This window comes from Paraprevotella xylaniphila YIT 11841 (genome assembly GCF_900683745.1).
Taxonomy (GTDB): Bacteria; Bacteroidota; Bacteroidia; order Bacteroidales; family Bacteroidaceae; genus Paraprevotella; species Paraprevotella xylaniphila.
Map to the genome: position 1 here is coordinate 3831005 of NZ_LR215980.1, position 25905 is coordinate 3856909.

Consider the following 25905-nt stretch of genomic DNA (forward strand, 5'->3'; position numbering starts at 1 on the left):
CAATCTAATAAAATAAAAGAATGGAGTTGAATGACAGGAACCCGTGGCAGAGGAAGGCGGCACGGGCATGGGGAATATTGTGCCTTGCCGTTTGCTTGCCTGTGGGAAGTGAAGCACGTAACGTTTGTCTTTCCACGCCGAACACTTCGCTCGTGTTGGATGTGGAACAGGGTGAAGAACCGAAGTATGTATATTATGGGCGCAGCCTTTCACCGTTGGATGTGGAAAACATCGGCTACGTCAGGAACTGTGACCAACCGGCTTATCCGGCTTATGGACTGGACTGCCCGTACGAGGCGGCATTTGCCGTCCGGCATAGTGACGGGAACTTGTCCACGCAGTTGGAGGTGTGCGCGATGGAAGAAAAGGATACCGGTGAGGCCCGTACGCTTTCCATCCGAATGAAAGACAAGGTATATGATTTCTATGTGACGTTGTATTACAAGGCTTATCGGGATGTGGACATTATCGAGGCATGGTCCTCTTTCCGCAACGAAGAGAAAGGCGAAGTGGTGCTCGGGCAGTTTGCTTCAGCTTATTTGCCCGTGCGTCGCGGCGACGTATGGTTGTCCCGCCTTTACGGGGCGTGGGCCAATGAAGCGCGTTTGGTGCAAGAGCCTTTGCGTCCTGGTATGGAGGTCATCCAAAACAAGGATGGCGTGCGCAATTCCCACACCGCCCATGCGGAAGTGATGTTTTCCTTGGATGGCCGTCCGCAGGAAGACAACGGGAGGGTCATCGGGGCGGCTTTGTGCTATGGCGGTAACTACAAGTTGCGTGTCAATACCGATGAAAGCGAATACCACCATTTCTTTGCCGGCATCAACGAAGACCGTTCGTCCTGGCATCTGGGGCGGGGAGAAGATTTCACCACACCGCCGTTGGCCTTGACGTTCAGCAGTGAAGGTTTGGGGCAGGCTAGCCGGAACTTCCACCGTTGGGGGCGTAAGTACAAGTTGGCGCATGGCGACCGTGAACGCAAAATCCTGTTGAACAGTTGGGAAGGGGTGTATTTTAAAATCAACGAAGAAGGCATGGAAGCCATGATGTCCGACATCGCGGCCATGGGCGGAGAGCTTTTCGTGATGGACGACGGGTGGTTTGGTGGGAAATATTCGCGCAACAGCGACAAGACTTCTTTGGGCGACTGGGTGACCGACCGCCGGAAACTGCCCGGAGGGGTGGGCAAGTTGCTCCGTGAGGCAGAGAAGCGCGGCATCAAATTCGGTATTTGGATAGAACCTGAAATGACGAATACCCGGAGCGAACTGTATGAGAAGCACCCCGATTGGATTGTACAGGCTCCCGGGCGAGAACCTGTGACCGGCCGCGGCGGGACACAGTTGGTGTTGGATTTGTCCAATCCCGATGTGCAGGATTACGTGTTCGGCGTGGTGGACGGCCTGATGACGAAGTATCCCGGTATAGATTATATCAAGTGGGATGCCAATATGGGTATACTGAATCACGGTTCGCATTATCTTGAAGGTAACCGGCAAAGCCATCTGTATATAGCCTACCATTGCGGATTTGAGGCTGTATGCCGCCGTATCAGGGAGAAATACCCCGACTTGACCCTGCAAGCTTGCGCACAAGGCGGGGGACGGGCCAATTACGGTGTGTTGCCCTACTTCGACGAGTTTTGGGTGAGCGACAACACCGATGCCTTGCAACGTATTTATATGCAGTGGGGGACATCGTATTTCTTTCCGGCCATGGCCATGGCTAGCCATATCAGTGCGGCACCCAATCACCAGACATTCCGTACGGTACCTTTGAAGTTCCGTATCGACGTGGCTATGAGTGGCCGTCTCGGTATGGAGATACAACCGAAGGACATGACGGAAGAAGAGAAGGAGATGTGCCGCAGGGCCATCGCGGATTACAAGACCATCCGTCCGGTCGTGCAGAAAGGAGACCTTTACCGCCTGCTGTCTCCTTATGAGGGATTGGGAGCCGCTTCCTTGATGTACGTCTCGCAGGATAAGGCGGAGGCTGTGTTCTATTGGTGGAAGACGGAACATTTCATGAACCAGCACTTGCCACGTGTCAGGATGTCCGGGCTGGATGCCGAGAAGAACTACCGTATCCGCGAGTTGAACCGTATCGACAACCAGCCCTTGCCTTACGAGGGTAAGGTCGTGAGCGGGGCTTTCCTGATGGCCAACGGCTTGGAGTTGCCATACGTGCATCAGGTGGAACGCAACCGCAAGAACGCTTATTCAAGCAGAGTGATTTACTTGGAGGATGCCGGGGATTGATGATGTTTCCTGCGGTTTTTTTTGATTGTCATAACCTTAAAAAGAACGTGAAATGAAAAAGTTGGTAGTATGGGCCGTGTGCGTCGCGGCATGTATTCCGGGGTTGGCGCAGACTTTGCAAGCTCCTTTCGTACATCCGGGGTTGAACCATTCCCGTGCCGATTTGGACCGGATGAAAGAGAAAGTCCTGGCTAAGGAACATCCTTGGATTGAGGGGTGGGATTCCTTGTGCAATTTCCGGGATTCCCGTGCAGATTTCAAAGCCAGTCCGAAACCTACTTTAGGAGGGTCTGACGGTACGCGGCAAAGGGCCGAACGCGATGCGAAGGCGGCCTATTACAACATGTTGCGTTGGTATGTGACCGGAGATGAGTCGCATGCCCGTTGTGCCGTGGACATATTGAACGATTGGTCGAACAGCATAAAAAGCGTGGTGACGGGAGAATTGTTCATGTTGCCGGTAGCGGCTTTTATGAAAGCTGCCGACCTCGTCCGGTTGTATCCCGGATGGGAGCAGGAAGATCGGGAGCGTTTTGAAAAAATGGCCCGTGATTATTTCTATCCGGCTTGCCGGGATTTCTTGGGCACGCCGGGATCTTGGCCCGGATGGGACGGCCCGGCCAACACGTGCTGCCTTTACATCGGAGTGTATCTTGATGATGCCGAAATGGTGAACAGTGCCATCGACTATTATAAAAACGGGGCAAGCGGAGGTAGTATCAACCAAGGTATTGTCTTTGACGGCCAACCTACGGAAATGGGACGTGACCAGCCCCATGCAGTGATTGGACTTGATTTTTATGCAGACCTCTGCCAGACGTTGTGGAATCAGGGAGTGGATATGTTTTCCTATCAGGACAACCTGTTGCTGAAAGGTTTTGAATATTATGCCAAGTTCAATCTCGAACATCCCGTAGATTGGAAACCTATCGTATACCAAGGGCATAAATTTTACTATCCTGCGCCGTCCAGCGGGAATCCCGGTTCCATGCCGAACAACCGCATATTGGCAAATGAACTGGTATATCACCATTATGTAGACCGGAAAGGGCTTGATGCCCCTTGGTTGCGCACGATGATGAAACTGAAAAACGTGGACGTGCTGTACGGTTTGATGTACACTTGTTCCGATACGACCACGGCGTATGTGCCTTGTCCCGTACCTCCCGTGCCGGAAGGGCTGGAAGCGCAGGGAGGGTTGCACCGGATTGCTTTGGATTGGAAGCCGGCAGGTGGAGATGTGGCAAATGGTTACGACATACAACGTTCCATGTCGCCGGACGGTGGTTTTGAAACCATAGGAAGTTGGTCGGGCAATGCCACTTCGGAGTATGCCGATACAGCCATCGTTCCGGGAAAGACTTATTATTACCGGGTGCGGGCCAAGAACCAGTCTGGTGAGAGCGGTTGGACGGCTCCCGTGAGTGCTACGGCGGAACAAGGATCTACCACATTATTTCCGGCCGGGTGGACGCAGAGGGATATTGACAAGGAAGACTGGATGATAGACGGGGTGACAAAGTATGCTCCGGTAAACGGTAACACTTTCGTGGTAACGGGTTCCGGACGGGATATATACAGGCCGGACCATCCGGAAGGCAATTTTACATACTCGGCGGTTAGCGGTGATTTTGAATTAGTGGCCAGGATGTTTTCGGGCGAACAGTTCGGAAACAAAGAGAAATTCGGGCTTGTGGTACGGGAGAACACTACGACATCTTCCCAAAAAGTCATGTTGTGGGTAGGCGATGCCGGAACGCGGCAAACCCATTTCATTTGGCGAGGTACGTCCGACGGTGGCGGATGGATAGACGGAAGCGACCACACATGGATGCCGTTTTGGTTCAAACTGGTGCGCAAGGGCGATAAGTTTGAAGCATACGTTTCCGATTACGGAACGGTCTGGCACCAGATTGGGGCGGCGGACATCCCGTTCCCGACGGATTGTTTGGCCGGAATATGGGTCTGCGGCGGTGGCGGCCGCCCGGAGGGCTATACCGTAAGTTTCGACCATGTGTCCTTGACGGCTGCCGGTACGGCCTTGCCGCCCATGCCGGAGAATTTGAAAGTGGAAACATCGGGCAGCACGGCCTTGAAACTGTCTTGGAGCACCCAAGGCCATGTGTCGGCTTATAAACTGTGCCGCGCCACATCGCCTGACGGGCCGTTTGTCACGTTGGCCACCAATTTGTCCGAACCTTCGTATGTGGACGACGGTCTGGAGCCTGCCACCACCTATTATTATAAGGTATGGTCTTCCAATGCTGCCGGTGAGAGTAATGGGTGTGCAGAAGGTTCCGCTTCCACATCCGCCTTGTCTTTGCCTTCCGCTCCTTCAGGAGTAAAGGCTTTTGCGGGTAACGGTTTCGTGGGACTGTCGTGGGAGGCTACTGGCGAGCGTACGGCCTATTACCAAGTGCGGCGCGGTACTTCCTTTGGAGGACCCTATACTTTGATGGGGCGTGCGATGGACTGCCGTTTTACGGACCACAAAGTGGACAACGGCCAGATGTATTATTATGTGGTGTCGGCCGTGAATGCCGTAGGCGAGGGCAAAGCTTCCGACGAGGCAAAAGCCTATCCCCAGGTGGGCCGTTGCCAGTACTGGCCGTTGGACGAAGGCTCCGGAACGGAGGCCACGGACGTGTGGAACGGCGGTGTGGCGCAGTTGGTGGGTAATGTTGGGTACGAAGGCGGCAAGTTCCATTCCGGTGTACGCCTGAATGGCGGCTACCTGTCCTTTCCTTCCGGTTGGGCATCGGGTTGGAAGGACTTCAGCCTGTCGCTTTGGGTGAGACCTGAGCGTGTGGAGAATTGGGCACGTATTGTGGACTGCAACCGGGGCACGGACAATAATTTCTTTTTGACGGTCCAAGCCGCGCAGACCGGCTTCTTGCGTTATGCCATCACCCAGGGCGGTAATTCGGATGAACAGCAAATCAACACGAATTTTAAAATGAAAGCCGGAGCGTGGACGCACATCGTGCTGACGCAAAAGGGGAACACGGGAATCCTCTATGCCAATGGGGTGGAGGTGGGCCGGAATGAGAACCTGACCTTGTCGCCGTCTTCCTTGGGAGCGACCACGCAAAACTTCATCGGGCGTTCGGCTTACGCTTCCGACCCTTCTCTTTTCGGTTGGGTGGACGACGTTCGCGTGTACGATTGTGCCTTGGATGCCGGTCAGGTTTCGGCTTTATATGGAGCCGCCACGCAGGCCATCACTTTTGGGGAGTTGGCGGAATGCAAAGTGGGCGATGAGGCTTTCACGCCTCCGGTATCCTCCACTTCCGGTCTTTCCGTGGCTTTAAAGAGTTCAGCTCCTTCCGTGGTTGAAGTGGTGAACGGCCACGGTCTTTTACCTTTGTCGGCGGGCCGTTCCGAAATCACGGCGTTGCAAACGGGCAATCTGCTTTATGCCTCCGCGCTTCCCGTAGTCCGGACGCAGGTCGTGTCTGAGGGAAGCAGTGTGGAAAGTACGGCGCAGGCCGGAGCTGAATGGTGTGCGGAGGTTTCCGGCGGCAGGCTTACGGTCCGCTTCTCGTCAGTTCCAGCCCGTAATACGGTTGTCGGCCTGTATTCGCTGTCCGGTACATTGGTCGGCACGGTCGGGGTTTCCGGAGGTTTGGAATGTGGTATGCCGGTCGGTCACATGTCTTCCGGTGTATATCTGTTGAAGGTATCCGACGGAGAACATACGGGGGTGCGTAAAATCATATTATAATAAAATAAATTCAAAAAGAACTTTATGCGTGTGAGACAATGGCTTTGCGGAGCATTGATGAGTGTGGTGGCGGCAGGATGCCAAGACACATCCGTCGCGACAGAAGAAGTAGTGGTGGACTTAAGCCGACGTGGGGTGGAAATATCCCCTGCGATGTACGGCCTGTTTTTTGAGGAAATCAACCATGCCGGGGATGGAGGTTTGTATGCCGAGTTGGTGCAGAACCGTAGTTTTGAGGAGGACGTGATACCCAAAGGTTACCGGGTGGACGGTCTGAAGTTGCGGCCGGTGGCGCGGAAATATCATTTGACGGGTGAAGTACGCGACCGTTCTTTTGAATGGCATGGCGGGAAGGTCAGGGCTTGGAGCCTGAAAGCCGGAGACCCGTCGGCAGCATCCATGCGGCTGACCCAAGACCGCCCAAAGTTTGCCACGGCACCGAATAACCTGGAAGTCACGGTGCGTGGCTCGCAAAGTCCGGTACAAGTCATCAACGAGGGGTATTGGGGAATGGGACTTAAAAAGGGCGAACGTTATCATTTGCGCACGATTCTTCGTCTGGCCCCCGGTTACCGGGGCACGGTCGTCGCCAAAATGCTTTCTGCATCGGGGGACGTTTTGGCCTTGGCACCCGTGGCTTGTCCGGCTGACGGCGAGTGGCATGATGTGAAACTGGTACTCACGCCTTCCGCAACGGACGGCAAGGCTTCGTTGGCTTTGGAATTCAATGCACCTGGTAAGGCTTGGTTGGACTATGTGTCTTTGTTTCCGGAACAGACGTTCAAGCAACGTCCGAACGGCTTACGTAAGGATGTGGCGGAAATGTTGGCCGGACTCCGTCCCGCTTTTTTCCGTTGGCCCGGTGGTTGCGTGGTGGAAGGCATCACCTTGGACAACCGTTTTGAATGGAAAAAAACATTGGGTGATCCGGCGGCACGTCCCGGAGAATACAGCACGTGGGGCTACCGTTGTTCGTACGGTTTCGGTTATTATGAAATGTTGCAGTTCTGCGAGGATGTCGGAGCCAAGGCCATGTTCGTATGCAATGTAGGGTTAGGTTGCCAGTTCCGTATGGGAGATGCTTCTTCCGAGGGCGACATACCTTATTATATACAAGATTGTCTGGACGCGATAGAATACGCTTTGGGCGATACGTCTACCCAGTGGGGGGCACGCCGGGCTGCCGATGGCCATCCCGCGCCTTTCCCCTTGCAGTATGTGGAAATCGGCAACGAAAATTGGGGGCCGGAGTATGACCGACGTTTCGACTTGTTTTATCAGGCTGTCAAAAAGAAGTATCCGCAGCTTACATTAATATATAATGAGATGCCCGAACGCAACGGCCCGATGCAGATTACGAAGACCGACATGGTCGATCCGCATTATTACGTGGCTCCCGAATTCTTTTTCCGCAATACGGATATGTTCGATGATTACGAGCGAGGCAAGCATACGGTATATGTGGGTGAATATGCCTGCAACCGGGGAGTGGGCGGAGGCAACATGTTGGCGGCTTTGTCCGAAGCAGCCTTTATTGGCGGCATGGAGAAGAACGGCGATTTGGTCCGGATGGCTTCGTATGCCCCATTGTTGGAAAACCGGAACAATCGGAAATGGCCGACCAATCTGATTTGGTTCGATTCCGAACAAGTCGTAGGCCGGGCTTCATATTACGTGCAACAGATGGCTGCGGAAAACAAGCCTACGTACACCGTGCCGAACGACAAGGTACTGAAAGGGGCCGGTACGGCGGCGTATCCTTCAGGGCATGTGGGCTTCGGTTCGTGGATGACCCAAGTAGAGTTCAAGGATATCAAGCTGATATCGGGCGGTAAGCCCGTGCCGTTGTCCTTGGAAGACTTCTCACGCCGGAGCGGCGCATGGAAGTATGAAGGCAAGGTCTTGTCTCAGGTTTCCAACGAGGCCGGTACGCAGTACATCCTGAATGGTGTGGACAGTCAGGATTTCGTGTTGGAGTGTAAGGCACGGAAGATGGGAGGTTCGGAAGGTTTCCTGCTATATTTCGGCATGACGGGCAACGGGCAGGACGGATATATGTACAATATCGGGGGATGGGGCAACTGCAAGGTGATGTTGCAACAGATTGCGAACAGCAACCGGGGAAAAGTATTGGCTGAACGTCCTTACGAAGGATTGGAAACGGGCCTTTGGTACGATTTAAAATTGATTGTCAGTCCCCATAAGAGCGAACTCTATGTGAATGGGGTGCGTATGTTATCGCACGAACCCGCCCCCGTGCCGTTGCAGTTCGTGGCTTCCGGTTATGACGAACCGCGTGGGGAATTGGTCTTGAAGGTGGTCAATGCTACAGAAACCCCTTATCCCGTCACGTTCCGTCTCAAAGGTGCCGGCGACGTGGTACCCGACGGGCAAGTCATTACCTTGGCGGCAGACAGTGCTTTGGCAGAAAACTCTTTCGAAGAGCCACGTAAGATTACGCCTGTGGTTTCCGCGTATGGGGACTTCGGCCGGAAGTTTACCTATGAGTTCCGTCCGTTCTCTTATACGATATTGCGCATTAAGGCTGAAAAAGAAACTTTACCTGAAACATGATGTAAAACGCTAAAAACATGAAAGGAATGGGAAAATGTAAAATGGCCATCTTGTTGTGCCTGATGGCTTGGACGGTGCAGGCACAAATACGGGTGAGTGAATGGCCCGAAGGAAAAGAAGGGCTGAAACGGAATCCGGATTACGAGGTGTACGTAAAGCCTCTTGCAGGCAGTGACAGTGAGTGGAGACAAGTTCCGAATCTGGATTGCGAAGTGGATGTGCGGAAGGTCCGTCACGCTTCTTTTGCCGAATTCGAGATGGGTGGGCCAGTGGCGGTGAAGGTCAGGAACTGCCGTGCCGATGCTTTGGGCGCAGACGGCCGGATGGCAGTGAAGGTGAAACCGGCTTCACGGGGCATTGTGGCCCGGCAGGTGGACGAGCGTACGGTGGAGTTCGCCTTGCAGCGTCCGGAATTCCTGAGTGTGGAATTCAACGGCGAGCGGAAACAGAACCTGCATGTCTTTGCCAATGCCATGCTTACGGAAACCTATACAGGCGATGAACCGGGCACTATCAACTGGACGGCTCCAAACGCGCAGGACATATTCATGCAGGACGCACGGCTGATTTATTTCGGACCGGGCGTGCATAAGCCCAAGGATTTGCCTAGCGGGGAAATCAAGATACCGAGCCATACGACCGTTTATCTGGCACCGGGCGCGGTGGTCTGCGCACGGCTTATTGTAGACCGTGCCGAGGATGTGCGCATCATCGGGCGGGGCATCATTGCCCATCCGTTGCGCGGCATCGAAATCACCTATTCCAAGGACGTATTGGTGGACGGTGTGACCGTATTGAACCCACAGCATTATACGGTATATGGCGGACAGTCGGAAAACATCACCATCCGTAACCTCAAGTCTTTTTCTGCCCGTCCTTGGAGCGACGGCATAGACCTGATGTGTTGCCGGCATGTGAAAATCCACAACGTGTTCCTGCGTAATTCGGACGACTGCATTGCCCTTTACAACCACCGTTGGTGGTATTGGGGAGGAAGTAGTGACTTTGACATTTCGAGGGCCACTCTGTGGTGCGACTGGGCGCATCCGGTCAATATCGGGACGCATGGCGACGACCGTAGCGAGACCGGCGAGACATTGGAAAACGTGCGCATACATGATTGCGACATCCTTTTCCATGCAGGCGACGGCATGCTTACCATCGGTTGCGGTGACAAGAATACCATCCGCGATGTGACGTATGATTCCATTCGCATAGAAGACGTGCCGAAAGCCCGCTTGTTCGAGATGCGCGTGGATTACAGTGAAAAGTATAACCGTGCGCCGGGCAACCGTGTCGAAAATGTCCGTTTCCGCAATATTTCGGTGACGGCCCCGGAGGGGAATATCAATCCTAGCCTGATCATAGACTACGACAAACAGAGGAGCGTAGGAGGGTACACGTTGGAGAATGTGACGGTGAACGGCCGTCCGTTCCGTCCGGAAACAGATGTGGTACGCACGATGACGGTGAAATGAAATGTTGATTTTTTAAATTATTTGTAAACCAATAAATATGAAAAGAAACGTATTATTATGGATTGGGTTGGGATGCACATATCTTTCGGTGGCAGCTCAACAGATTGAGATGGTTACGACTACAGCTACGGAACGTTGGAAGGGGCAGAAGGTCAAAGTGTTGAAAAATGACGGGCAAAAGGCTGATGTGTATGTTTATACGGACAGCCTGATGCAAGAGGTAGACGGGTTTGGCGGGACTTTCAACGAACTGGGTTGGGATGCTTTGCAGTGTTTGGATGCAGAAGAACGTGGAAAAGTCATGGAAGCCTTGTTTGCTAAAGAAGGCATAAACTTCGCTTACGGGCGTACACCGATAGCTTGTAGCGATTATGCTTTTGCCTATTACTCTTATGATGACGTGAAAGACGATTATGAGATGCGTAATTTCAATGTCGGGCGTGACCGTTATACTTTGATACCCTACATTAAGGAAGCCTTGAAGTTGAGGCTAGACTTGAAATTGTGGGCCAGTCCGTGGACACCCCCCATCTGGATGAAAATCAATGAGCATTATTCTCTGAAAAGCCATGGGGTGGATAAGTTAGGGACGGGACACAACCGTCTTGATCCCCGTCGGGCCACATTCATCCATACGACCGGCTTCAACATGCAGGTCGGCTACTTGGAGGCATACGCACTTTATTTTTCCAAATACATTCAGGAATACCGGAAAAATGGGGTGAACATCAGCATGGTGATGCCGCAGAACGAAATCGCTTGGCAACCGGCTTGGCCGTCTTGTACATGGCGCCCCGAGGATCTGGCCATTTTCGTCGGTAAGTTCCTGGCCCCGCAATTTAAGAAAGACGGTATCGATACTGAGATTTGGCTGGGTACGGTGAACTATCCGAATCCCGATTATGTGCGTGCGTTCTTGAAAGACAAGGATGCAGCTGCGGCCATCGATGGTATCGGAGTACAATGGACGGGAAAGCAAGCGTTACCGGTTATTCAGCGCGAATACCCCCGTTACCGTTACATGCAGACGGAAAACGAATGCGGCGACGGGGAAAACGACTGGACTTCGCTTGAACGAAGTTGGAAAGCCGTGGTGCATTGTTTCAACCATGGCGTGAGTTCCTATATGTATTGGAACATGGTGTTGGATGAGACGGGCAAAAGCGGTTGGGATTGGGCTCAAAACTCCTTGGTGAGGGTGAACCGCCAGACACGTGAGGTGGTCTATACCGATGAGTTTTATTTGATGAAACACCTGTCGCATTTTGTGCAGCCCGGGAGTCGGCGGTTGAAAGTGTCTGCCCCTGGGAACATGTTGGCTTTCCGTAACCATGAGGGCAAGACGGTGGTTGTGACATGCAATTCCGGACCGCAACCAGAAAAGCGTAACCTGCAAATAGGCGGCCAACGGTTGGAATTCGAGCTGCCACCCCTCTCCCTTGCCACATTGGTTTGTGGATAAATGTGATGAGGCCGTAGGTATTTTCTCGTTCCCAATCGTAGTAGGAAATAGGAGAGGTTATAAAATTAAGGTTTAACTTTAAATTTTTGTTTTTATGAGACTAAGACATTTACTTGGCGCGTCTTTGCTGTGCTATGCCGGCATGTCCGGGGCACGTGACGTTCACGGGGTGAACGGGTATTACAACTGGACAACAGCCCAGATGCAGTCTGGTGTCAATATTTCTTTGGACAACAACGGAAAGAAATGGGCACAGTGGAATCCGAGTTTTGGATTCGAAGGAAATTATCTCCGGTGGATTCTCGGGGTGAATAACACGACGTTGGAACCAACTAAGGGGGGCTTTCAATTCCGTTCCGGAATTAAGTTTAATGAGCAAGTAAGCGGTGCGGGATTTATGACAATGCGTCCGGAATATCCGGTGTTTGTGTGTAAGATGTCCATACCTCGGCAGTCGGAGGCCGCACAGCCGGGTAACAGCAATACTTGGATAAGTTTCCGGTGGAATAATCCTTATACAGGTAAGGTGAACGACCCGATGCCGAATGACGGAGGCGGTGGATTCTGGGGATTTAAGGAGAAGTTGGATGTGGTGAAATCCCATTGCCCATGGAGCAAAGATGCCTTGGGGCGCGATTCCATCTATTTATATAATGCGGCGCGAGAAGACTCCACATTGTCCATCCGTATCAATGACAAGGGAACGTCTCCCACACCCCAAAAGGGCGATACGGTATGGTATATGAAACGTTTGCCTGTGACGGAAGACCAGGAGCGTTGTGAAATTCTGGTGGCCATTAACTTTGCGTCCATCTTGGATTCATCGAGCGTGGCTTTGCCGTCGCGCCGCCTGATAGACCGCGTGCCAATCCGCCTTTCGGAGTTTACGGTGAACTGCATATCGCGTTCCGATACCATGTACGTGGAGACGGATGAGAACGGTGATACGATCTTCTCCCGTGCCAAGACGCGTGACGAGTTGCCGTACATGGAAGTGAAATGGCTGAAGACCTTCCCGTCCATGGATGCGGTGGTAAAGAGCCTGACAGCAGAGAACAACTGGGGTGACGGTGAAAAGGCTGACCCGCAAAAGGATGTGCTGAACACAGCCTTGTACGAGGCTGAGAAAATCATCAAGGGTTTCCAAAACTACATGGGGGATGCTGACGAGGCGTATGCGGCTTTGAAGGAAGTACATGCGAAGGCGGACGGTGTGTACAACAAGGCCGATGCCACGACGGAAGAGTATTTGTCCGCTATCGAAGAGGTGAATGCCGCCGTAGCCGAGTTCTATTCATACGTCAATCCGGCAGAGGACTTGGTATATAATTATATCCGAACTTCTGACGGTTCCGTTTCTTTGTATGCCTTGTCTGATGAAGTGACGAAAGACAGTTACACGGGCCGTCCTTTGGCATTGGGTGCTAACGAAAGTGCCATGCCTTTAACTTTTGTGCCCGTGGGCGAAGACAACGGTTTGGTCACATATAACCTGAAAGGCAAGGATGGCGTAGTGGTACAATGCACGGACGGGACTTTGCTTTTGGTGAACGGTGCAAGCGATGCGGCTTCCTTTACCTTTGCCGACCGCGACGGTTTCGGACTGTTCGATATGCAATGCGGTTCGTACTATTATTATAAGTCCGGTTATGAGTTGAAGACGGTGGATGAATTCCCGGATACGGATTACGAAGGCATGCAGCCTTATTTGTTCCAGATTGAGGATGCCTTGTCGAGCTATGTTCCTTCGGATGACGAGAAGACCGGTCTGTTCGAGGCTTGGGAGTTCAATGGAGAGGCTGAAGACGACCCGAGCACCAAGGGTACCATCAACGGTGCGGAACTTGTGATGGGCGAACACGGCCAGACCTTCATGTTGGACGGTTGGCGTATGCAACGTTGGCGCATGTGGTCGCGTGTGAACAAGGATACCTATAAGGATGCAGAGGGTGAAGATTTGCAGTGCCTGAAACTGACGGTGGCTGATACATACGATTCGTTCGACGGGATATCTTTAGGGAATGTGACGACTTATCCGTCTAATCCGGCATTGCGCCGTGAGGGCGGCGTGTTCACGAACTTCTACGACCGTGACCCGGAAGGCGGCGTGCGTGACGAATCCTGCATGATTAGCTTCAACCCGGGCGTACGCCGTTATATTGCCATGAAGTGCAAGGGGACGAATCCGGAGATTACGGTGGATGTCTTTAACTTCTTGGCTAAGCCGGAAACCAATGCTACAGGTTTTGAATTAAGTCTGGCAGATGCGGAAATGAAAGGTGATGTGTATTATTGGGATTTGTTACGTTATATCAGTGTCGGTAAGTCGGCTTATGTGAGTCAATATATGAGTACGGCGGGCTTCCAACAAGGCGATGCGCTGTACATCGACTGGATCCGCACTTACGAGAGCATGGACGATATTCCGTCCGAAAGCTTTGCCACGGGCGTGCGCGACGTGCAGTCCGACGGCGGTGACTTGAAAGTCTTCGTGACAGGACGCACCATTAACGTCTTCACGGCAGAGGCAGGCGGTATTTATACCGTAGACGGAACACGTGTGGCTGCTTTCGAGGGCACGGCGCATGAAACCGTCCGTCCGGGCATTTATATCGTGCGTGCCGGAGCGGCAGTGAAGAAAGTCATCGTACGTTGATATGCAAGTCCGGTTAGGTTAGTCCTTGTCCGGTAAGAGCCGGAGCCGGGAAACAGATAAATCCGCGCCTTTTTGACAAGAGGCGCGGATTTATTGGATAAAACGGACAAAATGATTTTTTTTGTTTGGCGTAGGTATTTTCTTATTCCCAATCGTAGTAGGATATAGAAGGAGTTGTCAACATGTATGGTTTAACTTTAAATTTTTGTTTTTATGAGACTAAGACATTTACTTGGCGCGTCTTTGTTGTGCTATGCCGGCATGGCCGGGGCACGTGACGTTCACGGCGTGGACGGGTATTACAACTGGACGGCGGCCCAAATGCAGGCCAATGCCTTGATGGATTTCGGCCCCGAAGGGAAACAGTGGGCGCAATGGTATCCGAGTTTTAAGTTCGAGGGGGATTATCTGAGGTTTATCCCGGGGGTGCATCAAAAGGAGTTCAAGCCTGAGAACGGCGGTTTCTTGCTGCGTGGCCGCTTGGACTGGAAAGAAAAGGTGAAAGGTGAGGGATTCATGACCATCACTCCTGAGCATCCGGTGTTCGTGGCCAAACTCTCCATTCCGCGCCAGTCGCAAACCAAGAAAGCCAATGAAAGCAATTATTGGATAGAGTTCTTCTGGCACAACCCATACACCGGGGCACAGGACGTGGATATGGAAAACGAACAAGGAGGCGGCATTTGGGGGTTCAAGAAAGCTTTGGACGTAGTGAAGGGGCATGCCCCTTGGGCCAAGGATGCCTTGGGGCGTGATTCCATATTTTTATATAATCGCGACCGGAATGACTCTACGCTGTCGGTCCGCGTGAACACAGGAGACAATGATCTGACGGCACAGAAGAACGACACGGTATGGTACATGAAGCGTTTGCCGGTGACGGAAGATCAGGAGAAGTGTGAAATCATTGTGGCCGTCAACTTCGCTTCCATCCGCGACAGTTCTTCCATGGCGTTGGCGTCACGTCGTTTGATAGACCGTGTCCCGATAAAGATTTCCCATTTCTCTGTCGGATTTATCACCCGTGGCGACACGATGTATGCGGAGACGGATGAAAAGGGAGACACTATCGTGAAGCGTGCCAAAACGCCGGAGGAAATGCCGTATATGAACGTCAAATGGTTGAAAACCTTCCCCTCCATGGATGCGGCTGTAAAGAGCCTGACGGCCGAGGAAAACTGGGGCGATGGTCCGGTGTCCAATCCCCAAAAAGACATATTGAACACGGCTTTGTACGAAGCAGAGAAGGTCATCAAGGGTTTCCAAAACTACATGGGGGATGCTGACGAGGCGTATGCGGCTTTGAAGGAAGTACATGCGAAGGCGGACGGTGTGTACAACAAGGCCGATGCCGCGACGGAAGAGTATTTGTCCGCTATCGAAGAGGTGAATGCCGCCGTAGCCGAGTTCTATTCATACGTCAATCCGGCAGAGGATTTGATTTATAATTATATCCGTACGGCAGACAATGGTACGTCTTTGTATGTGTCTACGAGTGAAGTGACGAAAGACACTTATACGGGCTATCCTTTGGCTTTGGGTGCCAATGAGAGTGCCACTCCGTTGACTTTCGTTCCGGTAGGTGAAAGCAACGGGCAGTTGGCATATAACCTGAAAGGTAAAGACGGTGTAGTCGTGCAATGCACGGACGGTACTTTGCTTATGGTGAAAGGTACGGACGATGCGGCCACCTTTACTTTTGCCGACCGCGACGGGTATGGCTCGTTCGACATGAAGTGCGGGTCATTCTATTATTACAAGTCGGGTTACGAGTTGAAACCGGTGAAAGAGTTCCCTGAATTCTCGTCAGAAGACTACGATTCCATGATACCCTATTGCTTCTTGATAGAGGATGCTTTGGGAAGCTACAACCCGACGGATGATGAAAAGACCGGTCTGTTCGAGGCTTGGGAGTTCAATGGAGAGGCAGAAGACGATCCGAGCACCAAGGGTACCATCAACGGTGCGGAACTTGTGATGGGCGAACACGGCCAGACCTTCATGTTGGACGGTTGGCGCATGCAGCGTTGGCGCATGTGGTCGCGTGTGAACAAGGATACCTATAAAGATGCAGAGGGTGAAGATTTGCAGTGCCTGAAACTGACGGCGGCTGATACATACGATTCGTTCGACGGAACGTCTTTGGGCAATGTGACTACTTATCCGACCAGTCCGTCCATGCGTCGTGAAGGTGGCGTGTTCACGAACTTTTACGACCGTGACCCGGAAGGCGGAGTGCGTGACGAATCCTGCATGATTAGCCTCAATCCGGGCGTACGCCGTTATATTGCCATGAAGTGCAAGGGTACGAACCCGGAGATTACGGTGGACAAGTTTAACTTCTTGCAGCAAGTGAACGGTTTGAATTCGGAATTTGCCTTGAGTTTGTCTGATGCGGAAATGAAGGGTGATGTGTATTATTGGGATTTGTTGCGTTACATCGGTGTCGGTAAGACCAATTATGTAGGTCAGTTCATGAGTACAGCGGGTTTCCAACAAGGCGATGCGCTTTACATCGACTGGATTCGCACCTACGAGACTGTGGACAACATCCCGTCCGAAAGCTTTGCCACGGGCGTGCGCGACGTGCAGGCCGACGGCGGTGACTTGAAGGTCTTCGTGACAGGACGCACCATCAATGTCTTCACTTCGGAATCCGGTGCAATCTATACGGTTGATGGCACTTGCGTGTCCGAGTTCGAGGGCACGGTGCATGAAACCGTCCGTCCGGGCATCTATATCGTGCGTGCCGATGGTATGGTGAAAAAAGTGTTGGTGAAATAAGTCTGTGAGAGCGGATTGGCTACGGGGGCGGATATGTTCCGTCCCCGTTAGTGATAATAGAGGAAGATATGTAGTTTGTTACGTGGCATTCATTAAGTTTGTTCTGTACGGACAACATGTGACGGTGATTATAAATTGTTTTTTTTATGGTATATGAAAAATTATCTGATAGTTTTATGTTTGTTGTTGGTATCGAATCTATCTGCGCAACAATGGCAGATGGCCTCTCCTGACGGAAAGATACAGATGAGAATCCACAGTGGAGAGAATTTGGGGTATTCTGTTTCTTATAATGGAAAGACGTTAGTTTGTGATTCTCCATTAGGTTTTGAGTTTAAGGGGGAGAAACCTATGTCGGGCGGTTTTACTTTAGTGAATACCCCTTCTATGGAGGCAAAGTCTGATACTTGGGTTCCTGTGGTGAAAAACAAGCATGGAAAAGTAAAAGTGAGTTGGAATGAGATGACTTTGGCTTTGAAAGAAGGAGCAGGCGACCGAAGACGTATGGATTTTATTGTCCGGGTGTATGACGATGGTATCGCTTTTCGTTACCAATTGTATGGCGCAAGAAAGATTGGTAATCGACAGATAACCCGTGAATTGACAGGATTCTCTTTACCCGTAAATGCCATTGGTTGGGCTGCGAAGTACAAACGTAATTACACCTCCAGTCAGGAAGCCGAGTTTGTGCCTACGCGGCTTGGCGTGCTTCCGGTCGACACAGTGGTGGGACTTCCCTTTTTGGTTGAGATAGACAAGCAGGATTATATAGCCATCACTGAGGCTCATATTGATGATTATCCAGGTTTTTATATCGGGAAGTCGGACGGCGGACAGGAGGGAAGGCAGATGCTTGTTACGAAATTGTCTCCTTTGCCTGGTGAAAAGGAAGATGGGGTGAAAGCCTGTTTCTGTGAGAAGAAGGCCACGCCTTGGCGTGTGATAATGATAGGTAATCATCCGGGTAAGTTTATTGAATCGGAGTTGGTGTATAGCTTGAATCCACCTTGTGCTTTGGATGACACTTCATGGATAAAACCTGGAATGTGCGCTTGGGATCATTGGTGGAGTGGTGAAGTGAAGATGGAAACCAGTGTGATAAAGGAGTACATTGATTTCGCATCGGAACAGGGATGGCCGTATATGCTGATAGACTGGCAATGGTATGGTCCATATAACAAAGTGGAGGCAGACATCACCAAGCCGGCGCCACAACTGAATATGCCGGAAATACTGGATTATGCCCGCTCGAAGAACGTGCGTTGTTGGTTATGGCTGTATTGTACGGATGTGAATAAGGATGACAGTTACAAGGAGGCCTTCGCTCTATATGAGAAATGGGGAATAGCCGGTGTAAAAATAGATTTTATGGATCGAGATGACCAAGATATGGTGAACTGGTATCACCGTATTGTGAAAGAAGCCGCCAAACATAAGCTGATGGTGAACTTCCATGGTGCTTACAAGCCCGATGGCATGGAACGTACATATCCCAATTTGTTGACTCGCGAAGGTGTAATGGGTGGAGAGTATTCAAAATTCTCTGCGCGTGTTACTCCTGAACACAATGTAACTCTTGCTTTTACGCGTATGCTTGCCGGGCCGATGGACTATACGCCTGGTGGTTTCTTGAATGTGCCGATGAAGGACTTTAAGCCTCAAACTCCTACAACGGTGCCCAATACCCGTTGTGCAGAACTGTCGAAATTCGTGATTTATAATAGTCCTTTAACCGTTATGTGTGAACATCCGCGTTATGCTTTGGGACAACCGGGTATTGATTTCCTGAAGTTGGTGCCTACGGTATGGGATGATACCCATTTTTTAGCTGGATATCCCGGTGAATATGTCGCCTTGGCAAAGCGTTCGGGAGAGCAATGGTTTATCGGGGCAATGAACAACAGCACGAAACGTGAAATAAGGATTGATACTTCATTCTTGCCTGAAGGGAATTATGAGCTGACGTATTGGGCGGATGCCAAGAATACTAGTAAACAACCTACTCAAGTGTCGAAAAAGACGGTATGTATCTCTTCTGGTAAGTTGCTGAAGATAAAGATGGGTTCAGGCGGCGGTTACGTGGGGGTTTTTACGCCTGAGAAATGATTTTATTTCACTGCTGTTGAGTGAAAAAAGCTTGTATGGACATATTATGAATCCGCGCCCTTTGGCAAGAGGCGCGGATTTTTCTGATGATGTACACAAATATTTTTGGTTTTCTTGTAGGTATTTTAAAAATCCCAATCGTAGTAGGGTATAGAAGGGGATAGAGCAGTTCTTTCCGTAGGAAATGAATAAATGAAGAAAATAAAAAATAAAGTTATGAGGTTTAAGTATTTGTCATGTATCGCGGTTATGGTGCTGACTGGTTTTACCGCCTGTCAGGATTCGGATGACGTGGGAGAGAATTACACGACGTTCACCGGAGAAACCATCAGTGATTTTCTGGAGAATAATGCGGAGTATTCCGATTTTACGGAAGCCTTGAAAACGGCCAATGCTTTCTCTTTGTTGGAGTCGTACGGAGCATACACTTGTTTCGTGCCGGACAATGAGGCGATGGAAGCTTACGTGAGAGAACAAGGTTATGGGACGTTCGAACATTTCTTGGACTCCGTGGAGGCGGTCAAGGAGATGGTGTTCTACCATTTGATTGACGGCGAAAGCGGAGGCGTGGGCAACTATGAAACGGCCGGGTTTGAGAACGGTGCCATTGAGACGAAAAACATGTTGGGGCGTTATTTGTACACCTCCATTGCGCCTGACGGGGCGGCTTGGATGATCAACAGTACGGCACGCATCATTTCGGGGGATCATATAAAAGTGAACGGCGTGGTGCATTTGGTAGACAAAGTCCTGGCCGGTAACACGGATTTGTTGGCCGATTATATCGAGTCGGAAGGGCATTTCAAACTGTATGGCGAGGCTTTGCATGCTACCGGATGGCGGGATTCATTGATGCTTTTGGACGATGAGACTTATGTACAGGCTACGACCAAACCGTCTAACGACCCCTATTCTTCTACTTGTTATTTCCCCGCAGCTAAGAAATTCCGTTATACAGCCTTATTGGAGACAGACTCCGTGTTGGCTTTGAACGGGATCCATACTTTGGACGACATGCGGGAATATGCAGAACGGTATTATCCCGAAGGGGCAGATTTGCCGGATGATGACAAGCGCAGCAGTCTCAGCCGTTTTGTAGGTTATCATCTCTTACCGGTGATGCTGACTTCCAATCAAATTGTGAATACACGGGATTTGGTGATAACGCAGACTTGGATGGATGAAGACTGGCGGCGTGAGAATTACCGTGACGGACGTTTCTGGTTGGAGCAGTATTTGGTACCTATGGCAGACGAATCGATTATTACGGTACAAGCATTCCAATGGGGTGACCAACCGGCTCAAAAACCAGTGTTCAATGATGAACGTAACTGTTATGACCCGAAATATACGAATATGGCCGAAGAAGAGGACGATGTGGTGACATTAGATATGGCGCATAGTAATCTGGATTGCCAGAACGGGGTCATCCATGCGCTTACCGGCATGTTGGTGTATGACAAGGATAAGATAGGACGCATTATGCGTGGCAAGCGTTTCCGTATGGATTTCACTACGTTCCTTCCTGAGCTTCGTAACAACGATATTATTTCTAACAAATGTTATTATATACCTGAGGGGTATTGCAAGAAATTGCGATACGAGGAAAGCAGCAATGTCTTTGCAAAATATGTAGGGGACAACATGCACAGCGACTACTTGCATGATTTTATGGAGATGTGGGGCATGTTCGATGTGTCTATTACCGTCGGACCGATACCGGAAGGAAGTTACGAAGTTCGTATCGGTTATCGTGTAAACACGAACCATCGCGGTATCACGCAGTTTTATTTCGATGGTGTGCCCTGCGGTATACCTATTGACATGCGCTTGAAAGGAACTGATGCTTCTATCGGTTGGGAACAGGCATACGTGTACACACAGGTCAACAATCCCTATATCGGCAGTTGGGGGGAAGGAAATCCGGATGACTATTATGGCTATGAAAATGACAAAAGCCTCCATAACCGTAACTTTATGAAAGCTCCGGATAGTTTCGGGTCCAAGGAACTGCTGATTTCAGGTGTGACCGGAGGAGTGAAGGCTTCAGCCCGTAACGACCCGTATGCTTTGCGTAAAGTCTTGGGGATTTTCAGTTGGCCGGAAATGGCGACGCACGAATTCCGTGTGGTACAAATGTTGGACGGAAGTTGTCATTTCGACTACATCGAGTTCATTCCGACCAACCTGTTAGAGGATGAAGATACGCATTGACGGGAAAAAGTATTTTTTTTAAGCTTCTTGTAGGTATTTTAAAAATCCCAATCGTAGTAGGGTATAGAAGGGGATAGAGCAGTTCTTTCCGTAGGAAATGAATAAATGAAGAAGATAAAAGAATATAAGTTATGAGGCTTAAGTTTTTGTCATGTATCGCGGTTATGGTCCTGGCTAGTTTTACCGCCTGTCAAGACTCGGACGACGTGGGAGAGAACTACACGACGTTTACGGGAGAGACCATCGGTGACTTTGTGGAAAACAACGCGGAATATTCCGATTTTGCGGAGGCGTTGAGGGTGGCGGGGGCTTTCTCCTTGTTGGAATCGTACGGGGCGTATACTTGTTTCGTGCCGGACAATGAGGCGATGGAAGCTTATGCTTCGGAACAAGGGTATGGCACGTTCGACAACTTCTTGGACTCCGTGGAGGCGGTCAAAGAGATGGTGTTTTACCATTTGATAGACGGTGAGGCCAATGGCGTGCCTTATTATGAGACAGCGGGGTTCGAGTCCGGTGCCATCGAGACGAAAAACATGTTGGGGCGTTATTTGTACACCTCCATTGCGTCTGACGGTGCCTCTTGGATGGTCAACAATACGGCGCGTATCGTGTCGGGCGACCATATTAAAGTGAATGGCGTAGTGCATGTGGTGGACAAGGCGTTGGCCGGCAATACGGACTTGGTGGCCGATTACATCGAGTCGGAGGGGCATTTCAAGTTGTATGGTGAGGCTCTGCATGCCACTGGGTTACGGGATGCCCTGACGCTTTTGGACGATGAGACTTATGTTCCCGCTACATCCAAACCGGCAGACGACCCTTATTCGGGTAGCGCGAATTTCCCCAAGACTAAGAATTACCGTTATACGGCTTTATTGGAAACGGATTCCGTGTTGGCCTTGAACGGTATCCGGTCTTTGGAAGACATGCGGGCTTATGCCCGGACGTACTTCCCCGAAGGGAAGGATTTGCCGGACACGGATGAGCGCAGCAGCCTTTACCGTTTTGTGGCCTACCACCTGTTGCCGGTGATGCTGACTTCCAACCAAATCGTAAACACGCGGGATTATGTGATGACCCACACTTGGATTGATGCGGACTGGTTGCGCGAGAACTATCGTGACGGTTCGTTTTGGTTGGAACAATATCTGGTGCCTATGGCTGACCAGACTATTATCACGGTACAGGCGTTCAAATGGGGAGACCAAGATGCGCAGAAGCCCGTATTCAATGATGAACGCAACTGTTATGATGCGAAATATACGAATATGGCAGAGGAAGAAGATGATGTGGTGACATTGGATTTGGCACACAGCAATCTGGATTGCCAAAACGGGGTCATCCATGCGCTTACCGACATGTTGGTGTATGATGAGGATAAGATAGGGCGTATCATGCGTGGCAAGCGTATCCGCATGGACTTCACCATCTTTACACCGGAACTCCGTAACAACGATGTCATCTCCAACAAGGATTATTATGTGCCGCAAGGGTACTGTAAGAATTTCAAGTTCGAGGAAAGCAGTACGATATTTGCCAAGTATATAGGTTCCAACATGCACAGTTTCTTCCTTGGGGATTATCTCGAAATCTGGGGCATGTTCGATGCGTCCATTACCGTGGGGCCGGTGCCGGCAGGAAGTTATGAAGTGCGCATCGGTTATCGTGTGGATGCGGCCACGCGTGGCATCACGCAATTCTATCTGGACGACGAGCCTTGCGGCATCCCTATCGACATGCGGCTGAAGGGAACGGACGCTTCCATCGGTTGGGAACAGGTGTGGCAGTTTACACAGGACAATTCCGGGGCATGGTGGGATGAAGGTTCCCGCGAAGACGACCCATACGGTTACGAGAATGACAAGAGCATGCACAACCGTGGATTCATGAAAGGACCGGACAGCTTCTGTTCGCGTGAATTGATGATGGGGCAAAGCGGCGGGATAAAAGGTTCCACCCGTAACGATCCTTTCGAGATGCGCAAGGTATTGGGGATTTTCAGTTGGCCGGAGACTTCCACGCATGAATTCCGTTTCGTGCAGATGCTCAATGGCAACTGCCATCTGGATTATATCGAGTTCATGCCGACTAACCTGATAGAGAGTGAAGATACACATTAAAAAGGAAACAAATATTACCGTATCATGAAATACTATAAATTACTGACGATGTTGGCTCTGGGGGCTGCATGGGCGTTCCCGGTCGCCTGTACGGACAAGTTCGAGGAGATGGAAGACCATATCCCGTCGTGGCTGAACAGCAACATCTATGATTACCTGCAAAAGCGCGGGGACTGTAACTATTATATCCGTCTGATAGATGATTGCGGGTATACGGATGCCATGAAGGTATCGGGAAGCAATACGCTGTTTTTCTCCAATGATGCCTCTTTCGAGCGTTTTTTCCAGGAAAACGAAATGGGGTATCGCCGTTACGAGGACTTGCCTTATTCTTTCAAAATGATGTTGCTGAAAATTGGGACTATCCCTTATTCACAGCTGTTGGAGCGTTTGTCGTTGAGCGACCGTGGGCAAATCACGTTCCGCCGTACGACGGATTTCGAGGTGGAAGATACCATTCCGGTGGTGGCCGCCGACAAGTTGCCGGACAGTAAATTCTTTGCACCCTATCGCCGGGCAGGGAAACCCATCAAATTGTTGTCCGATGCGACGAAATGGACATTGGTGCAGTTCTTCCCCGATGTGATGGAAGGTAAGCGCATTACGGACGATGATTTCAGTTTTGTGACCGGCATTCCCCGTGAGGCTGAGGATGCGTCATTGTTTGCCAACAAGATTATCCAGAAGGACATCGTATGCCAGAACGGCTACCTGCATGAGTTGGAGGATGTATTGGTTCCGCCCGAGAACATGGCAGCCTATATCCGTTCCAACGGAAATGTGAGTCGTTTCAACAGTTTGATGGACCGTTTCGCTTGTCCGGTGTTCTATAAACGTGACGAGAATGGCGATTCTATTTTCCAAACCCGTTATTTCAATCAAAGTCCGGCGTATGCTTTTACGGAGTTCAACGGTACGAATGCACCGGGTTTGCTTTATTTCGATCCCGGATGGAATTTGTACCAACCCAAGGGGGGAAACTCCAACCAACCCGGTTATGAAACGGATATGGGTTGCATGTTCGTGCCAACGAACGAGGCCATGGACCGCTTTTTGTCGGCCGACGGAGAGGGCAGCGATTTCTTCGAGGCTTTCGGTTCGTGGGACAACGTGCCGGATAACATTGCCGCTGACATCGTGGCCAATCATCAGAAATATTCTTTCCTTTCTTCGTTGCCCAGTCGTTTTAACGACATCAAGGATGAGGCCGGTTATGAGATGGAAGTAAGCAAGGAGAATATCGTGGATAAATTCGTAGGGCGCAACGGAGTGGTATATGTGACGGACAAAGTCTTTACGCCGTTAGACTACCGGACGGTGATGGGGCCGGCTAAAATCGATTCATTGAATTCCATATTCAACCAAGCCATGGTGGATGCACAATTCGTTTACTATTTGCGTTCTTTGAAAAGTACGTACCAGTTTTTTATCACGCCGAATGAATACATGACGGATTACGTGGATCCGGTGGCCAAATCATATGCTTCGACCAATTACCAGTGTAAGTTGGATTTTAACTTGACAGCGCAGAATACAGTGGCTGCCACGGCCACCCGGACTTCGGACGGGGAAGTGATTATGGACAATGGTTTTCCTTTGGGCACGAATGGAGTGGTCAGCAATAGCGGCATCCTGAAAAACCGTTTGGAGGACATCCTGAACTGCCAAACCCTGGTGACGGCTAGCAATGAGGATTTTGCTGCGGCGCGGGCTGCAGGGCAGGAATACTTCATTACCAAGGGCTATGCCCCGATTCGTATCACGGCAGATAATAAAATCAGCGGGGCTGGTAATGAAACTCCTTTGTCCATTACGAAAGTATATAATAAGGAGAACGGCAATGCTTATTTGATTGATGGCATTCTGCAGAATACCACCACTTCTATCTATGACGTGCTTTCCACACGGGATGAATTCAAGGAGTTTTATGACATGTGTGCCTTGTTGGGCATCTTTGTCAACAACCCGACTACTTCTACCGTGGCTCCCGGACGCAAGGTGAAGTTCTTGAACCAATATCATTATACCGTGTATGTGCCGACGAACGAGGCGATACGTGGGGCACAGGAAAAAGGCTGGATTCCCACAGTGGCGCAGATTGAGAACGAGGGTGACCTGTCGGTGCGTGATTCGTTGGAGAACGTGATGGAGCGTTTCGTGCGTTATCATTTTCAAGATAATTCCGTGTTCGTCAAAGGAGAACAAGTGGAGGACGAGGCTTATCTGACTTCTACGATCAACGAGAATACGAACAAGTTTTATCCGATTTATGTGACGAACCGGGGCGGAAGCGTGACCCTCTCTTCGGAAGCGGACCATGCGCTCGGAAAGGTGACGGCCCATGTGCTGACGAATGGAAACGCCTATAACTTGATGACGCGTGACCTTACCTTGAACAATAGCGACAAGGAGAAAGCCACGACGATTGAGGCTTATACGTATGCCGTAATTCAGCAAATAGACCAAGTGCTGATGTTCGACCGTCCGTCCGGTGATTCAAAACAGAATTAAAATGACCTTAAA

At 50.7% G+C, this 25905-nt stretch carries 11 protein-coding genes; all 11 read left to right on the plus strand.

Features of this window, described 5'->3' with window-relative positions:
* Positions 1-20: 20 nt before the first annotated feature.
* The 11 genes from E0E47_RS16100 to E0E47_RS16150 all read left to right on the plus strand — a co-directional run bounded on the left by E0E47_RS16100 (position 21) and on the right by E0E47_RS16150 (position 25893).
* Positions 21-2261: an alpha-galactosidase gene (locus E0E47_RS16100; protein WP_130894168.1), complete on the plus strand. Its 2241-nt coding sequence runs from the start codon at positions 21-23 to the stop codon at positions 2259-2261.
* Positions 2262-2313: 52 nt separating this feature from the next.
* Entirely contained in the window at positions 2314-5985 is a 3672-nt protein-coding gene (locus tag E0E47_RS16105; protein WP_130894169.1) for a LamG-like jellyroll fold domain-containing protein, read from the plus strand.
* 24 nt (positions 5986-6009) lie between these two features.
* Complete coding sequence (locus E0E47_RS16110; protein WP_130894170.1) at positions 6010-8559, plus strand: alpha-L-arabinofuranosidase C-terminal domain-containing protein; 2550 nt, start codon at positions 6010-6012, stop codon at positions 8557-8559.
* A 26-nt stretch (positions 8560-8585) separates the two neighbouring features.
* Entirely contained in the window at positions 8586-10037 is a 1452-nt protein-coding gene (locus tag E0E47_RS16115) for a glycosyl hydrolase family 28 protein (RefSeq protein ID WP_130894171.1), read from the plus strand.
* 37 nt (positions 10038-10074) lie between these two features.
* A complete protein-coding gene (locus E0E47_RS16120; RefSeq protein ID WP_130894172.1) occupies positions 10075-11499 on the plus strand; it encodes a glycoside hydrolase family 30 protein in 1425 nt (474 codons plus the stop codon).
* Between the two features lie 94 nt (positions 11500-11593).
* Positions 11594-14155 carry a hypothetical protein gene (locus tag E0E47_RS16125; RefSeq protein ID WP_232038482.1) on the plus strand — a complete coding sequence of 854 codons (2562 nt, stop codon included), beginning with the start codon at positions 11594-11596 and terminating at the stop codon, positions 14153-14155.
* A gap of 213 nt (positions 14156-14368) precedes the next feature.
* Positions 14369-16939, plus strand: coding sequence for a hypothetical protein (locus E0E47_RS16130; protein WP_232038483.1), 2571 nt, complete (start codon positions 14369-14371; stop codon positions 16937-16939).
* 153 nt (positions 16940-17092) lie between these two features.
* Positions 17093-19045 carry a glycoside hydrolase family 97 protein gene (locus E0E47_RS17710; RefSeq protein ID WP_130894173.1) on the plus strand — a complete coding sequence of 651 codons (1953 nt, stop codon included), beginning with the start codon at positions 17093-17095 and terminating at the stop codon, positions 19043-19045.
* A gap of 216 nt (positions 19046-19261) precedes the next feature.
* A complete protein-coding gene (locus E0E47_RS16140; protein WP_232038484.1) occupies positions 19262-21259 on the plus strand; it encodes a fasciclin domain-containing protein in 1998 nt (665 codons plus the stop codon).
* Between the two features lie 131 nt (positions 21260-21390).
* A complete protein-coding gene (locus E0E47_RS16145) occupies positions 21391-23382 on the plus strand; it encodes a fasciclin domain-containing protein (RefSeq protein ID WP_130894175.1) in 1992 nt (663 codons plus the stop codon).
* 24 nt (positions 23383-23406) lie between these two features.
* Positions 23407-25893: a hypothetical protein gene (locus E0E47_RS16150; protein ID WP_008628495.1), complete on the plus strand. Its 2487-nt coding sequence runs from the start codon at positions 23407-23409 to the stop codon at positions 25891-25893.
* The last annotated feature ends 12 nt before the right edge of the window (positions 25894-25905 follow it).

Bases quoted from the DNA above. Each gene is read 5' to 3' on its own strand.
- E0E47_RS16100 (WP_130894168.1), top strand. From the start codon at position 21: ATGGAGTTGAATGACAGGAACCCGTGGCAGAGGAAGGCGGCACGGGCA.
- E0E47_RS16110 (WP_130894170.1), top strand. From the start codon at position 6,010: ATGCGTGTGAGACAATGGCTTTGCGGAGCATTGATGAGTGTGGTGGCG.
- E0E47_RS16150 (WP_008628495.1), top strand. From the start codon at position 23,407: ATGAAATACTATAAATTACTGACGATGTTGGCTCTGGGGGCTGCATGG.
- E0E47_RS16120 (WP_130894172.1), top strand. From the start codon at position 10,075: ATGAAAAGAAACGTATTATTATGGATTGGGTTGGGATGCACATATCTT.
- E0E47_RS17710 (WP_130894173.1), top strand. From the start codon at position 17,093: ATGAAAAATTATCTGATAGTTTTATGTTTGTTGTTGGTATCGAATCTA.
- E0E47_RS16140 (WP_232038484.1), top strand. From the start codon at position 19,262: ATGAGGTTTAAGTATTTGTCATGTATCGCGGTTATGGTGCTGACTGGT.
- E0E47_RS16130 (WP_232038483.1), top strand. From the start codon at position 14,369: ATGAGACTAAGACATTTACTTGGCGCGTCTTTGTTGTGCTATGCCGGC.
- E0E47_RS16145 (WP_130894175.1), top strand. From the start codon at position 21,391: ATGAGGCTTAAGTTTTTGTCATGTATCGCGGTTATGGTCCTGGCTAGT.
- E0E47_RS16125 (WP_232038482.1), top strand. From the start codon at position 11,594: ATGAGACTAAGACATTTACTTGGCGCGTCTTTGCTGTGCTATGCCGGC.
- E0E47_RS16105 (WP_130894169.1), top strand. From the start codon at position 2,314: ATGAAAAAGTTGGTAGTATGGGCCGTGTGCGTCGCGGCATGTATTCCG.
- E0E47_RS16115 (WP_130894171.1), top strand. From the start codon at position 8,586: ATGGGAAAATGTAAAATGGCCATCTTGTTGTGCCTGATGGCTTGGACG.